General features: G+C 75.7%; 10 protein-coding genes and 1 pseudogene. 7 read left to right on the top strand and 4 right to left on the bottom strand.

Features of this window, described 5'->3' with window-relative positions; all coding sequences use genetic code 11:
- Positions 1–178: 178 nt before the first annotated feature.
- Together ABZ945_RS18025 and ABZ945_RS18020 are read left to right on the top strand one after the other, a co-directional pair.
- Positions 179–2,458 (top strand): bifunctional salicylyl-CoA 5-hydroxylase/oxidoreductase, encoded by a 2,280-nt coding sequence (locus tag ABZ945_RS18025; protein WP_361270165.1) that lies wholly within the window; start codon positions 179–181, stop codon positions 2,456–2,458.
- Positions 2,459–2,521: 63 nt separating this feature from the next.
- A complete protein-coding gene (locus tag ABZ945_RS18020; protein ID WP_361270106.1) occupies positions 2,522–3,151 on the top strand; it encodes an NAD(P)H-dependent oxidoreductase in 630 nt (209 codons plus the stop codon).
- A 12-nt stretch (positions 3,152–3,163) separates the two neighbouring features.
- Here the strand turns inward: ABZ945_RS18020 and ABZ945_RS18015 are convergent, their stop codons facing one another.
- From ABZ945_RS18015 to ABZ945_RS18005, 3 genes and pseudogenes are all read right to left on the bottom strand, one after another.
- The gene (locus tag ABZ945_RS18015; protein ID WP_361270104.1) at positions 3,164–5,254 is read right to left on the bottom strand and encodes a serine/threonine-protein kinase; all 2,091 of its coding nucleotides are present in this window, start codon (positions 5,252–5,254) and stop codon (positions 3,164–3,166) included.
- Between the two features lie 202 nt (positions 5,255–5,456).
- A complete protein-coding gene (locus tag ABZ945_RS18010) occupies positions 5,457–6,281 on the bottom strand; it encodes a PaaX family transcriptional regulator C-terminal domain-containing protein (RefSeq protein WP_361270102.1) in 825 nt (274 codons plus the stop codon).
- A 385-nt stretch (positions 6,282–6,666) separates the two neighbouring features.
- Positions 6,667–8,283: pseudogene (locus ABZ945_RS18005) on the bottom strand (AMP-binding protein); the annotation flags it as partial.
- A 185-nt stretch (positions 8,284–8,468) separates the two neighbouring features.
- On the opposite strand from ABZ945_RS18005, the gene ABZ945_RS18000 reads away from it, so the two are divergent.
- Together ABZ945_RS18000 and ABZ945_RS17995 are read left to right on the top strand one after the other, a co-directional pair.
- Entirely contained in the window at positions 8,469–9,623 is a 1,155-nt protein-coding gene (locus ABZ945_RS18000; RefSeq protein ID WP_361270099.1) for an acyl-CoA dehydrogenase family protein, read from the top strand.
- The gene (locus tag ABZ945_RS17995) at positions 9,620–10,018 is read left to right on the top strand and encodes a RidA family protein (RefSeq protein ID WP_361270096.1); all 399 of its coding nucleotides are present in this window, start codon (positions 9,620–9,622) and stop codon (positions 10,016–10,018) included. Before ABZ945_RS18000 ends, ABZ945_RS17995 begins: the two co-directional genes overlap by 4 nt.
- A gap of 565 nt (positions 10,019–10,583) precedes the next feature.
- Here the strand turns inward: ABZ945_RS17995 and ABZ945_RS17990 are convergent.
- Complete coding sequence (locus tag ABZ945_RS17990; protein WP_361270094.1) at positions 10,584–11,105, bottom strand: hypothetical protein; 522 nt, start codon at positions 11,103–11,105, stop codon at positions 10,584–10,586.
- A 203-nt stretch (positions 11,106–11,308) separates the two neighbouring features.
- Here ABZ945_RS17990 and ABZ945_RS17985 point away from each other — a divergent pair, with 203 nt between their 5' ends.
- The 3 genes from ABZ945_RS17985 (at position 11,309) to ABZ945_RS17975 (ending at position 13,350) form a co-directional block, all read left to right on the top strand.
- On the top strand, positions 11,309–11,392 hold the full coding sequence (locus tag ABZ945_RS17985; protein WP_361270162.1) for a putative leader peptide: 84 nt from the start codon (positions 11,309–11,311) through the stop codon (positions 11,390–11,392).
- Between the two features lie 239 nt (positions 11,393–11,631).
- On the top strand, positions 11,632–12,243 hold the full coding sequence (gene ssuE / locus ABZ945_RS17980) for an NADPH-dependent FMN reductase (protein WP_361270091.1): 612 nt from the start codon (positions 11,632–11,634) through the stop codon (positions 12,241–12,243).
- Between the two features lie 45 nt (positions 12,244–12,288).
- On the top strand, positions 12,289–13,350 hold the full coding sequence (locus ABZ945_RS17975; protein WP_361270089.1) for an ABC transporter substrate-binding protein: 1,062 nt from the start codon (positions 12,289–12,291) through the stop codon (positions 13,348–13,350).

The raw sequence follows: 13,350 nt of genomic DNA, 5'->3' as shown, positions 1-13,350 counted from the left end.
CCCCGCCTGTCCTGAGCCGGAGTCCACCGCCCCCGCCTGTCCTGAGCCGGAGTCCACCGCCCCCGCCTGTCCTGAGCCGGAGTCCACCGCCCCCGCCTGTCCTGAGCCGGAGTCCACCGCCCCCGTCCGCCCTGAGCCGGAGTCCACCGCTCCCTCCGTCCCCGGCCGCCCGCTCAAGGTGGCCGTGATCGGGGGTGGCCCCGGGGGGCTGTACGCGGCGGTGCTGCTCAAGCGGCTGGATCCGGGGCGCGAGATCACCGTGTACGAGCGCAACGCCCCCGACGACACCTTCGGCTTCGGTGTCGTGCTCTCCGACGAGACCCTCGGCGGCATCGAGCACGCCGACCCGGAGGTGTACCGGGCGCTGGCCGGGGAGTTCGTCCGCTGGGACGCCATCGACGTGGTGCACCGCGGCCGCACCCTCACCTCCCAGGGCCATGGTTTCGCCGCGCTCGGCCGCCGCCGGCTGCTCGCCGTCCTCCAGGCCCGCTGCGCCGAGCTGGGCGTGCGGCTCCGCTTCCGTACCGACGCCCCCTCCGCCGCCGAACTCGCGGCCACCCACGACCTGGTGATCGCCGCCGACGGCGCCGGCAGCCGTACCCGCGAGGCGCACGCCGCCGTCCTCGGACCCACCCTCACCCGGCACCGCTGCCGCTATGTCTGGCTCGCCGCCGACTTCGCCTTCGACGCCTTCCGCTTCGAGATCGCCGAGACCGAGCACGGCGTGATGCAGCTGCACGGCTACCCGTTCTCCGCCGACGCCTCCACCGTCATCGTCGAGATGCGCGAGGAGGTCTGGTACGCGGCCGGGTTCGACGAGATGGCCACCGAGGAGTCGGTCGCCCGCTGCGCCAAGGTCTTCTCCGACGCCCTGCACGGCCGCCCGCTCACCGCCGGGCCCTCCTCCGCCTGGACCGCCTTCCGCACCGTCGTCAACGAGCGCTGGTCGCACGGCAATCTGGTGCTGCTCGGGGACGCCGCGCACACCGCGCACTTCTCCATCGGCTCCGGCACCAAACTGGCCGTGGAGGACGCCCTCGCGCTCGCCGCCTGCGTCCGCGAACAGCCCACCCTGCCCGAGGCGCTGGCCGCCTACGAGGTCGAGCGGCGGCCCGTGGTCGCCTCCACCCAGCGGGCCGCCGCCGCCTCGCTGCGCTGGTTCGAGGGGCTTGCCGGATATGTGGACCAGCCGCCCCGGCAGTTCGCCTTCAACCTGCTCACCCGCAGCCGCCGGGTCACCCACGGCAATCTGCGGCTGCGCGACGAGCAGTTCACCACCGCCGTGGAACGGGACTTCGGCTGCCCGCCCGGCACCCCGCCGATGTTCACCCCGTTCCGGCTGCGCGAACTGACCCTGCGCAACCGGGTGGTGGTCTCGCCCATGGACATGTACTCCGCCACCGACGGGCTGCCCGGCGACTTCCATCTGGTCCACCTCGGCGCCCGCGCGCTGGGCGGCGCCGGACTCGTCATGACCGAGATGGTCTGCGTCAGTGCGGAGGGCCGGATCACCCCCGGCTGCACCGGACTGTGGAACCCGGCCCAGACGGCCGGCTGGCAGCGGATCACCGACTTCGTCCACCAGCAGTCACCCGGCACCGCGATCGGCGTCCAGCTCGGCCACTCCGGCCGCAAGGGCTCCACCCGGCTGATGTGGGAGGGCATCGACCAGCCGCTGCCGTACGGCAACTGGCCCCTGGTCGCCGCCTCCCCGCTGCCGTACCTCCCCGGCACCAGTCAGGTCCCGTCCGCGCTCCACCGGGCCGCGCTCACCGACCTGCGGGAGCAGTTCGCCGCCGCCGCCCGGCGGGCCGCCCGGGCCGGCTTCGACCTGCTGGAACTGCACGCGGCCCACGGCTACCTGCTCTCCGGCTTCCTCTCCCCGCTCACCAACCGCCGCACCGACGCCTATGGCGGCGACCTCACCGGCCGGCTCCGCTTCCCGCTGGAGGTCTTCGACGCCGTCCGCCAGGTCTGGCCCGCCGAACGCCCCATGACCGTGCGGATCTCCGCCACCGACTGGGCGCCCGGCGGCACCACCGCCGAGGATGCCGTGGAGATCGCCCGCGCCTTCACCGCGCACGGCGCCGACGCCATCGACGTCTCCACCGGGCAGGTCGTCCCGGACGAACGGCCCGAGTTCGGCCGCTCGTACCAGACCCCGTACGCCGACCGGATCCGCAACGCCCTCGGCGTACCGGTCATCGCGGTGGGCGCCATCTCCTCCTGGGACGACGTCAACTCCCTGCTCCTGGCCGGCCGCGTCGACCTCTGCGCCCTGGCCCGCCCGCACCTCTACGATCCGCACTGGACCCTGCACGCCGCCGCCGAGCAGGGGTACGAAGGGGGCGCGGCGCCCTGGCCCGCCCCGTACCGCGCGGGCAGCCGCACCCCGCCCACCGGCCGTACCGACGCCCCCCGGCCCCGGCTGACCCTCGGCCCGCCGTCCACCGTATGACCGGCCGGAACGCCGTACGCGGGAGGCCGGAATACCGTACGGGCGGGGCGGGTTGGGGCGATCATGACCATCGACGCGAACACCGCCCACCGTCCCGGCGAGCACCGCTCCTTCCTCTTCGTCCTCGGCAGCTCCCGGCCGGACGGCAACACCGGGATACTCGCCCGGGCCGCCGCCGAAGCGCTGCCACCCGGGGCCGAGCAGCGCTGGGTGGACCTCGGCGCTCTCGCCCTGCCCGACTTCCAGGACGGCCGCCATGAGAAGGGCGAGCGGATCGGCGGGGAGGTGGAGGACGAGCTGCGCCAGGCCACCCTGGCGGCCACCGACATCGTGCTCGCCTCGCCGCTGTACTGGTACACCGTCTCCGCGCACACCAAGCGGTATCTGGACTACTGGTCGGGCTGGCTGGGCGTCCCCGGCCTGGACTTCAAGGCGAGAATGGCCGGCCGCACCCTGTGGGGGGTGACCGCCATGTCCGACCGCCAGGAGGCCGCGGCGGACGGGCTGGTCACCACCCTCACCCACTCGGCCGCCTATATGGGGATGCGCTTCGGCGGAGTGCTCTTCGGCAACGGCTCCAAGCCCGGGGACGTACGGCAGGACACGGCCGCCCTGGAGCGGGCCCGGACCTTCCTGGCCGGTGAGGCCCCGCTCGCCCGGTTCTCCTACGAGCGGGTGCCGGCCGCGGCGTAGGGCCCGGCCCGGTCAGCGGGCGCAGGTGCCCGAGCGGACGAGCTCGCGGCCGCCCTCGCCGTCGCCGACTGCGAGGGTCCAGCGGATGTAGGTCCAGTTCCGGTCACTGGTGTAGGCGTCCAGCAGTCGGCCGCAGACGCCCTGCTGGACGGCGCCGGCCAGGTTGGAGCGCTGGGCCCGGCCCGGGAAGCGGGCATAGGGGTCGTCGGTCCAGATGTAGGCGGCGTTCTCCACCGGGTCGAAGCCGAGGCTGATGCCGTCGGTGGTGCTGATCGGCTCCTCGCCGAAGTCGGCGGCCTGGGCGTTCCAGGCGGCGATCAGGTCCTTGACGGCGGCGTCGGCGACCTGGACCTCCTTCGGGGGCGTGCTGGGGATCTCCGCCGTGGCGAGGCCCGCCTCGTCGCCGTGCCACTGCCCGGCGACCTCGTCGGAGCAGCCGCCGGTGGCCTCGCCGAAGTCCAGCGCCTCGGCCTCGGGGGCCGCCTCGGCGTCCTTCCAGTAGACGGCGAACCGGCCGTAGGGCCATGCGGCGGGGGCGTCAGCCAACCGCTGGGCGAGGGTGGCGCAGGCCGCCGCCCCGGCCGCGCGGGCGAACATATTCCGGTGCTCATCGGGGAGTTGGGAGACCGGTCCGCCGGTGACCATCACCGTCTGGGCCCGCCGGTTGAAGCTGACGACCGGTTCGACGGCGTCGAGCCCCTTGGTGGCCAGCACGGTACGCAGCCGCTCGCGGATGGTGCGTTCGGCGGCCTCCTCCCCGGAGCCGGAGGCGGCGGAGGTACTGGCCCGCCACTCGTCCGGCGAGGGCTGGCTCCCGTCCCCGGCCCGGGTGTAGGCCGGGTCGTCCACCCCGGCCAGCGGGTCCCTGGGCACCCGGGCCTCCCTCGGATCCGCGCCGGACGCCGTATCCGAGCCGGCCTGCCCGTCCTCGACCTGCCCGCCCCCGAGCGGCCCGTCCTCGACCGGCTTGCCGTCGCCGCCGTCCGGCCCGGCGGCCACCGTGCCCCCGTCACGTTTCGCGTCGTCCTCGCCCTTGCCGTCGAACGTCCCCTGGAAGTACAGGCTGCCCGCGAAGGCGGCGCCGGCGACCGCGGCGCCCAGGGCGGCGAGCAGCACTCCCTTCCGTACCGACCGGGGAGCGGCCGGCGGAGCGGGCCAGGCGGGGTCGGCCACCGGCGGCACCCGCCATTCGGCGGCGACCAGCCGGTCCGCGACCGCGACCGCGGTGGGCGCCCCGGCCGCCGCGGTGGGCAGCACCTGGGTGGCCTGCCCGGCCAGCAGCCGTGCGCACTCCTCGGCCGCGGCGGCCGCGCTCATCCGCCCGCCGGGATCCTTGGCGAGCGCCCGGTCCACCACGGCCCGCAGTTCCCCGGGGACCCCGTCGAGGTCGGCCTCGCCGGAGAGCACCCGGTAGGCCACCACATCCGCGTTGCCGGTGCCGAACGGCGGGCGCCCGGTGGCCGCGTAGCCGACCAGGGCGCCCCAGGCGAAGACGTCACCGGCGGGCCCGGGGGAGCCGGTGCGGTAGTGCTCGGGGCTGATCCAGCCGGGGGTGCCGGTCATCATGCCGGTACGGGTCACCGAGGTGCCGTCGGCGGCGTGGGCGATGCCGAAGTCCAGCACCCGGGGCCCGGAGCCGGTGAGGATGACGTTCTGCGGCTTGACGTCCCGGTGGACCACACCGGCGGCGTGCACCGCCGCCAGGGCCCGGGCGGTACCGGTGGCGAAGGCGTACAGGGTGCCGCCGGTGAGCGGGCCGTGCTCGGCCAGATGCCGGTCGAGGGTGAGGCCCGGCGCGTACGCGGTGGCCAGCCAGGGCGCCGCCGCCTCCGGGTCGGCCGCCAGCAGCGGTATCAGGCAGGGGCCCTGGACGCGCGCGGACAACTGCACCTCGCGGCGGAACCGCGCCCGCCACTCGGGGTCCTCGGCCTGGGCGGCGTGGATGACCTTGACCGCGACACGCAGCCCGGACGGGTCGAGACCGGCGTGGACGGTGCCCATCCCGCCGGAGCCGAGCCGGCCGGTGATCCGGTACGGGCCGATCCGCTCGGGATCGCCGGGGCGGGCGGGCCGGACCCGCGCGTCGGAGCCGTTGGTGGTCACAGGCGTCGTTCCCTCTCTCGGACCGGGGGCGGGGCCATGGTCGGGCAGCCTCGGACGCACACCGCCGGACCTCCGGTCACCCCCCGAGAGGTGGATCGTATCCAGGGGGACGGGGGAGAGGGTGACGCAGGTTCAACCTCGTACGGCGGTACGGGGGTTCGGAGACGGGCAGCGGAACGGAACCGCCCGCCCGGCCTCCGCGCTAGCGCCGCCCGGCGGGCCGGCCGGTGAAGCGGGCGGCGGGTTCCCGCAGGCGGGTGTGCAGTTCGGCGAAGACCTGGGCCGCGCGGCCCCCCGGCCAGCCCGCGGGCAGCAGTTCACCGGGGAGGCCCGGGTCGGCGTACGGCAGCCGCCGCCAGGAGTCCAGCGCCAGCAGATGGGCCCGGTAGGCGTCCTCGTCGCTGTGGCTCTCCGGACCGCTCCAGGCGCGCAGCACCGGTTCGTGGCGGTCCAGGAACTCCTCGTAGAGCTTGGCGATCGCGCCCAGGTCCCACCAGCGGCCCACCGCCTCCGCGGTAGCCGTGAAGCCCAGGTGCTCGCCGCGGAACAGGTCAACATACGGGTCGAGTTGGAGCCGCCGCAGGGTGTGCCGGGTCTCCTCGTACAGGGCGGCGGGCGCGATCCACACCCCGGGCGCGGCGGTGCCGAAGCCCAGTCGGCCCAGCCGGGAGCGGAGCAGATGCCGCTTGTGCCGTTCGGCCTCCGGCACCGAGAAGACGGCCAGCACCCAGCCCGGTTCGGCCGTGCGCCGGGCGTCCGGGTAGATCCGCCGGTCGCCGTCGTCCAGCAGCTGCCGGGCCTCCTCGGACAGCGCGTACCCGGCCGCGCCGTCCGTCGTGCGGCGCGGCACCAGCAGCCCGCGCCGCTTGAGCCGGGACACCGAGGAGCGCACCGAGGGGGCGTCCACCCCGAGCACCGCCAGCAGCCGGATCAGCTCGGCCACCGGCAGCGGCTCGCCACCGGGGTCGCGCCCGTAGGCGCCGTACAGGGAGACGATCAGGGAGCGGGGAGTGTGCTGGTCGGCCACCCGATCACTCTAGGCCGACCTGATCCGGCGACCCGGGCCGGTCCGCCCCTCGGCCGCCCTCCGGGTAGGGCGGCGTCGCGCCGGTGCTCGCGGGGCCGGGGGCGCCCTGGCTGCTTTGCGGGCCGGTGACGGTCGCTTGGCGGGTCTCCGGGCCGGTGTTCTCCGGGCGGGCTTCGGCCGCCGCGCCGCCGTCTGCGGGGTCGGTGGTGGTCGCCTCGCCGTTCCGCGGGTCGGCGGCCGGTGCACCGCCACCTCCCGGACCGGTGGCGGCCGCCACCTCGGCGCCCTCGCCGCCCGGGGGGTCGGCGGCCATCGCCCCACCCCCGCCGGCGGGGGCGCCGTTCACCCCGTTCGCGGTCACGGCGGCCGCGTCGCCACCCTCGGGCGTCCGGAGCCGGAAGCGCTGGAGCTTGCCGGTGGCGGTGCGGGGGAGGGCGTCCAGGAAGACGATCCGGCGCGGGCACTTGTACGGGGCGAGGCGGGCGGCGGTGAAGGTGCGGAGCGCCTCCTCGGCGGCGCGGTCGCGGGGCAGGCCCTCGCGCAGCACCGCGTACGCCACCACCACCTGGCCGCGCAGTTCGTCGGGGGCCCCGACCACCGCCGCCTCCACCACGTCCGGGTGGGCCAGCAGCGCCTCCTCCACCTGGGGGCCGGCGATGTTGTAGCCGGCCGAGATGATCATGTCGTCGGCGCGGGCGACGTAGCGCAGATAGCCGTCCGGCTCCCGGACATAGGTGTCACCGGTCAGGTTCCAGCCCCCGCGTACGTACTCGCGCTGGCGCGGGTCGCCGAGGTAGCGGCAGCCGACCGGGCCGCGCACCGCCAGCAGCCCCTCCTCGCCGTCCGGCACCGGCGCTCCGGCCGCGTCCACCACGCGGGCCTGCCAGCCGGGCACCGGCAGTCCGGTGGCGCCCGGCCGGATCGCGCCGTCCGCCGCCGAGACGAAGATGTGCAGCAGCTCGGTCGCCCCGATGCCGTTGATCAGGCAGAGCCCGGTCCGCTCCCGCCAGGCCTGCCAGGTGGCGGCGGGCAGGTTCTCCCCGGCGGAGACACAGCGCCGGAGGGAGGAGAGGTCCGGAGCGCCGGGGGCGGCCAGCTCCTCCAGCATCACCCGGTACGCCGTCGGGGCGGTGAACAGCACGCTCACCCGGTGTTCGGCGATCGCCGGCAGCAGCTGCCTCGGCCCGGCCTGCTCCAGCAGCAGCGCCGAGGCCCCGGCGCGCAGCGGGAAGAGCACCAGGCCGCCCAGTCCGAAGGTGAACCCCAGCGGCGGGCTGCCCGCGAACAGGTCGTCCGGCCGGGGCCGCAGCACATGGGCGGAGAAGGTGTCGGCGACCGCCAGCACATCGCGGTGGAAGTGCGCGCACCCCTTGGGCCGCCCGGTGGTCCCCGAGGTGAAGGCGATCAGCGCCACATCGTCGGCGGCGGTCGCCACAGCCTCGTACCGGAGGCCCCGGTACCGGGTGGCGCGGCGCAGCAGATCCTCCGGCCCGCCCCCGCCGTACGCGGCGAGGGTCAGGCCCGGTACGTCGGCCGCCACCAGCTCGTCCACCGACCGGGCGTCGCACAGCGCGTGCGAGACCCGGGCCATCGCGCACATCACCGCCAGCTCCGGGGCGCGGGTTTGCGCCAGTACGGTGACGGCGACCGCGCCCGCCTTCATCACCGCCAGCCAGCAGGCCGCCAGCCACGGGGTGGTGGGGCCGCGCAGCAGCACCCGGTTGCCGGGCACCACCCCCAGGTCGCGGGTGAGCACATGGGCCAGGGCGTCCACCCGGGCGCTCAGCTCCCCGTAGGACCAGACCCCGCCCCGGCCGTCGAGGAACACCGGCCGGTCCGCGCCGAAACGTTCCACCGTGCGATCCAGTAGCTCGTGCCCGCAGTTCAGCCGGTCGGGGTAGCGCAGCTCGGGCAGGTCGAAGACGAGCGCGGGCCACTGCCCGGGCGGCGGCAGCCGGTCCCGGGCGAAGGTGTCGAGGTGCGCCGAGGGCGTCAGCTCCATGGTTCGCCTCCTTGCCGGGAGCCGCCAGGGCCCCGGGGGCCTCCGTACGAGGAGCCGCCCGGAGCGGCCGGGACGTCTCAGAGGGGGGAACGCCCCACGAGCGTATCGTGAAGGTGACGACAGTCAACGGTCCGCGATAGATCCCATGCGGGGCGCACCGCGCACCGCATCCCGAGGGGGCGTGAATGACCGCATTCTCACTCGAACCCGAGCAGATCGCCTGGTGTGCCACTCTGCGTGAGCTGGCCGAGCGGCGGCTGCGGCCGCTCGCCGAGAAGGGGGAGCCGGGGCGGGTGAACCGCCCGCTGGTCGCCGCCCTCGGCGAACTCGGCCTGATCGCGCGGCTCTTCGAGGCCGGCGCGCTCGATCTGTGCCTGCTCCGCGAGTCGCTGGCCCGCCACTGCACCGAGGCGGAGACCGCGCTGGCCCTCCAGGGCCTGGGCGCCCACCCGGTCGCCGCGCACGGCACAGCCGAACAGCGCGACCGCTGGCTGCCCGAGGTCACCGCCGGGCGCGCGGTCGCCGCCTTCGCGCTCAGCGAGCCGGAGGCCGGCTCCGACGCCGCCGCGCTGGCCCTCCGGGCCGCACCGGACGGCACCGGCTGGCGGCTCACCGGCGAGAAGCGGTGGATCTCCAACGCGCCCGAGGCCGACCTGATCACCGTCTTCGCCCGCACCACCCCCGGCGCCGGGGCGCGCGGCATCACCGCCTTCCTCGTCCCCGCCGACCGCCCCGGCCTCACCGGTGCCCGCCTCGACATGCTCTCTCCGCACCCCATCGGCAGCCTCTTCTTCGACGGCGTCCCGGTCGGGCCCGGCGACGTCCTCGGCGAGGTGGACCACGGCTTCGCCGTCGCCCTGGGCACCCTCGACCGCTTCCGCCCCAGCGTCGGCGCCTTCGCCGTCGGGATGGCCCAGGCCGCCCTGGACGCCGCCCTCGCCCACACCGCCACCCGCACCGCCTTCGGCGGACCGCTCAAGGACCTCCAGGCCGTCTCCCACCAGGTCGCCGAGATGGCCGTCCGCACCGAGGCGGCCCGGCTGCTGGTGTACGCGGCGGCCACCGCGTACGACGCCGGGGAACCGGGCGTCCGGCGGCGCGCGGCCATGGCCAAGCTGCTGGCCACCGAGACCGCCCAGTGGGTGGTGGACACCGCCGTCCAGCTCCATGGCGCCCGTGCCCTGCGCCGCGGCCATCTGCTGGAACACCTCTACCGCGAGGTCCGGGCGCCCCGGATCTACGAGGGTGCCAGCGAGGTCCAGCGCACCATCATCGCCCGCGAGCTGTACGCGGAGGCCGCGGCCGTCCCCGTACCCGTACCAGAAGGCGGCACCGCATGAGCCTGGAGCGGATCAACCCGCCGGAACTCTCCCCGCCCACCGGATTCAGCCACGCCGTCACCGCCACCGGCTCCCGGCTGGTGCTGCTCGCCGGGCAGACCGCGCTGGACGGGGCCGGGAGGGTGGTGGGAGACGGTCTCGCGGAGCAGTTCGAGACCGCGCTCGGCAACCTGCTGGCCGCCCTCAAGGCCGCCGGTGGCACCCCCGCCGACCTCGCCCGGGTGACCGTCTACGCCACCGACATCGCCGACTACCGCGCCCAGGCCCCCGCCCTCGGCCGCGTCTGGCGACGGCTGGCCGGCCGCGACTACCCGGCGATGGCGGTCATCGGGGTGGTACGGCTCTGGGACGAACAGGCCCTGGTAGAGCTCGACGGGCTGGCGGTGCTGGCCTGAGGGAGTGGTGGGGCAGGCCGCTTCGGGCGCCGGGGGAGCGGGGCCTCCGCCGCGGCGGTGCGGGGCGCGGGGCCTCCGCCGCTTGGCCGAGGGCCTCGGCGGCTCGGCTGGGGGCCCCGGCTGCTCGGCCAGCCCCCCAGCTGCTTGGCCAAGGCCCCCGGGCTGCTCGGCTCGGGCGGCGGGGTTTTGCCTGCTTGGCCGGGGGCCTCGGCGGCTCGGCCGGGTGCTGGCTGCTCGGCGGGAGCCGGCTGGGGCGCGCACGCCGACTGGCGCGCCCGCCGCCCGGGCGGGCTTGGCGCCCCGCCGGGGCTCCGGGGCCCACGGGCCGTGCGCAGCCGGGCCGGGCCCCGGCTGCTCGGCCGGGGGTCTCGACTACTTGGCCGGGGGCCTCGGCGGCTGGGCCGGGGGCCTGCTGGGGCGCGCCCGCGCGCGAGCGGGTTGGCGCCCGGGTGGGCATGGCGTCCGGGGGGTTCCGGCGCCCTGCCGGGCCCCGGAACCTAACCCGGGGCCCCGCCGGGCCGTACGCCGCCCGGCCGGGCCCGGCTACACCCCCCGCCCGGCCCGGCTACAGCACCCCGCCCGGTCCGGCCTCGGTGACCCTGTCGGTGACCACGGTCCACAGTTCGCCGCCGCCCACGGAGAACAGCCGCCCGGCGCCCTCGGCCCATACCTCCAGGCTGCGCAGCCGGGTGGGGACCCCGGCGTAGTCGCCCGCGACCGTGGTCACCCGCACGGTGAGCCGGACCTCCCGCCAGGGGTGCGCGTAGACCTTGCCGGCCGGGGGGTCGACGTACACCAGGCCCCGCTCGAAGCAGTGCAGCCGCCGTCGGGGGCCGTCGGGGCGGCGCTGCCGCAGGCGCCACCACAGCAGCGCCGGGGGTACGGCGGTGAGCAGCACCCCGGCCGGGACGGCGGCCGGCAGCCAGAGCGCGGCGGCCGCGGTGCCCGCCACCCCCAGGGCGGCACCCGCACCGGCCAGGGCCACCATCGACCCCGTACCCACCGCGTTCGGCACCCCGCTCCACACCAGGGCGCCGAAGCCCCGGTCGGCGGCCAGCAGCCGCACTCGCGCCGGTGGTTCCCCCATCCCACGCCCCCTCACTGGCGACCGCCGAGGACATGCCCGGCCGCTCCCGCGCCGAAACGGCCGGGGCGGGCGGGACGGGTCCGCTCCGTTTCATGAACGGAGGCTTGCGGCCGTGTGGACCCGTATGACGCCTGGGTCACAGGGTGGGACGGGCGTTCGACGGCCGTTGACGGGCCGTACCGCCGGCTGCCAGCCTCGATGACGTGAGCCAGTCAGCCAACCTCTCCGCGCGCCTCCACGTCGATCTGCGACGTCTGGCCAGCGCGCTGTGTGCCGCCGGTCGATGACCGGTCGCCTGACCGGTCGCTGACCGACCGCCGCCGCACCCGCTGACGTCCGACGTTCCCGTCCGTCCGGCGCTTCCGCCCGCCGCCTTCTCCCGGCGGCATCCACCCCGCGTACCACCGACGCCCGCCGTGCTGCCGCGCACGCGTCCCGGGCCGTCTCCGGCTGTGTCCGCTAGGCGTCGGAGCCGGCCCCGCGGCCCCGTCCCGTACGCCGGCCTTTCCCCTCCCAGGAGTCCCCCGTGCCCTCCGTCATCGCCCTCTCCGGCAGTCCGTCCACCGACTCCCGCACCGCCCATGTGGCCGACTACGCCCTGCGCCGGCTCTCCCTGGCGGGCCACCGCACCGAACACCTCGCCGTCCGCGAGCTGCCCGCCGCCGACCTGCTCGTCGGACGGGCGGGCAGCACTCCGCTCCGGGACGCGCTGAGCGCCATCGCCGAGGCCGACGGCGTCATCGTGGCGACCCCCGTCTACAAGGCCGCCTACACCGGGCTGCTCAAGGCCTTCCTGGACCTGCTGCCGCAGAGCGGGCTGGCCGGCAAGGCCGTGCTGCCCCTCGCCACCGGCGGCAGCCTCGCCCATCTGCTGACCCTGGACTACGCGCTGCGCCCGGTGCTCTCCGCGCTCGGCGCCCGGCACATCACCGCCGGCACCTTCGTGCTGGACGGGGCCGTGGAGCGGCTGCCCGCCGGAACCGGGCCGGGCGGCCCGCGGGCCCGGATCGAGCCGGAGGCCGAACTCCGGTTGATCCAGGCCGTCGACGGCTTCGAGCAGGCGCTCGACCAAGGCGGCCGGTTGTCGGACAGGGCCGCCCGCCCCGGGGCCGCGGCGCTCCGGATCGCCGCCGGCTGAGCACCCCCGCCCCCGCCCCATCCGAAACGCGAACAGGACCTCCTCATGAGCACGTTGTCCCGACCCGACCGACGGCAGTTCCTCACCCTCCTCGGCCTCTCGGCCGCTGCCGCCGGCTGCGGTACCGCGGTGGGCGGCAGCGGGGGAGACCAGACCCGGAAGCTGCGCTACCAGGGCGCCGTCGGCCAGGTCACCCCGGCCGAACTCGCCGCCGACCTCGGCTTCCTGGAGGACGTGAAGCTGGAGTGGGTCGGCAACACCATCAGCGGCCCCCAGGACATCCAGTCCGCCGCCACCGGACAGACCGACTTCGGCGGGGCGTTCAACGGCGCGGTGGTCAAACTGGCCGCCAACAAGGCCCCGATCAGGTCCGTGATCAGCTACTACGGCTCCGACAAGGACTCCTACCAGGGGTACTACGTCCTGGCGGACAGCCCCCTGCGCGGACCCCGCGACCTGCTCGGAGCCAAGGTCGGGATGAACACCCTGGGCGCCCACGCCGAGGCGCTGCTCGACATCTACCTGGAGCGCGGCGGGCTCTCCGCGGCCGAGATCGGCAAGGTCGAGCCGCTGGTGGTGCCCCCGGTCAACACCGAGCAGTCGCTGCGCCAGAAGCAGATCGAGGTCGCGGTGCTCGGCGGCATCCTCCGCGACAAGGCCCTCGAAAAGGGCGGGATACGGCCGCTGTTCAGCGACCACAAGCTGCTGGGACCGTTCAGTGCCGGCACCTATGTCATGACCGAGCGCTTCCTGAAGCAGAACCCCGGCACCGCCAGGACCTTCGTCACCGGTGTCGGACGGGCCCTGGCCTGGTCGCGCACCACCCCGCGCGAGCAGGTGGTCGACCGGATGACCGAGATCGTGGACAAGCGGGGCCGCAACGAGGACACCTCGGCGCTGAAGTTCTGGAAGTCCTACGGGGTCGCCGACCCCACCGGGCGGATCGCCGCCAAGGAGATCGAGCTGTGGATCGACTGGCTCGCCGACCGCGGCGACCTCGACCGCTCCAAGGTGCGCCTGGACGGCCTCTACACCAACGAGTTCAACGAGGCCGCCCGGGCCGGCCAGGGCACCCCCTCCCCGTCCACCAGCAGTGAGCGGAGCTGA

The organism is Streptomyces sp. NPDC046887 (assembly GCF_040644755.1).
In the GTDB taxonomy this organism is placed as follows: Bacteria; Actinomycetota; Actinomycetes; order Streptomycetales; family Streptomycetaceae; genus Streptomyces; species Streptomyces lichenis.
The sequence above is the reverse complement of the archived record's forward strand: the minus strand, read 5'-3'. Positions and strand labels throughout refer to the sequence as shown.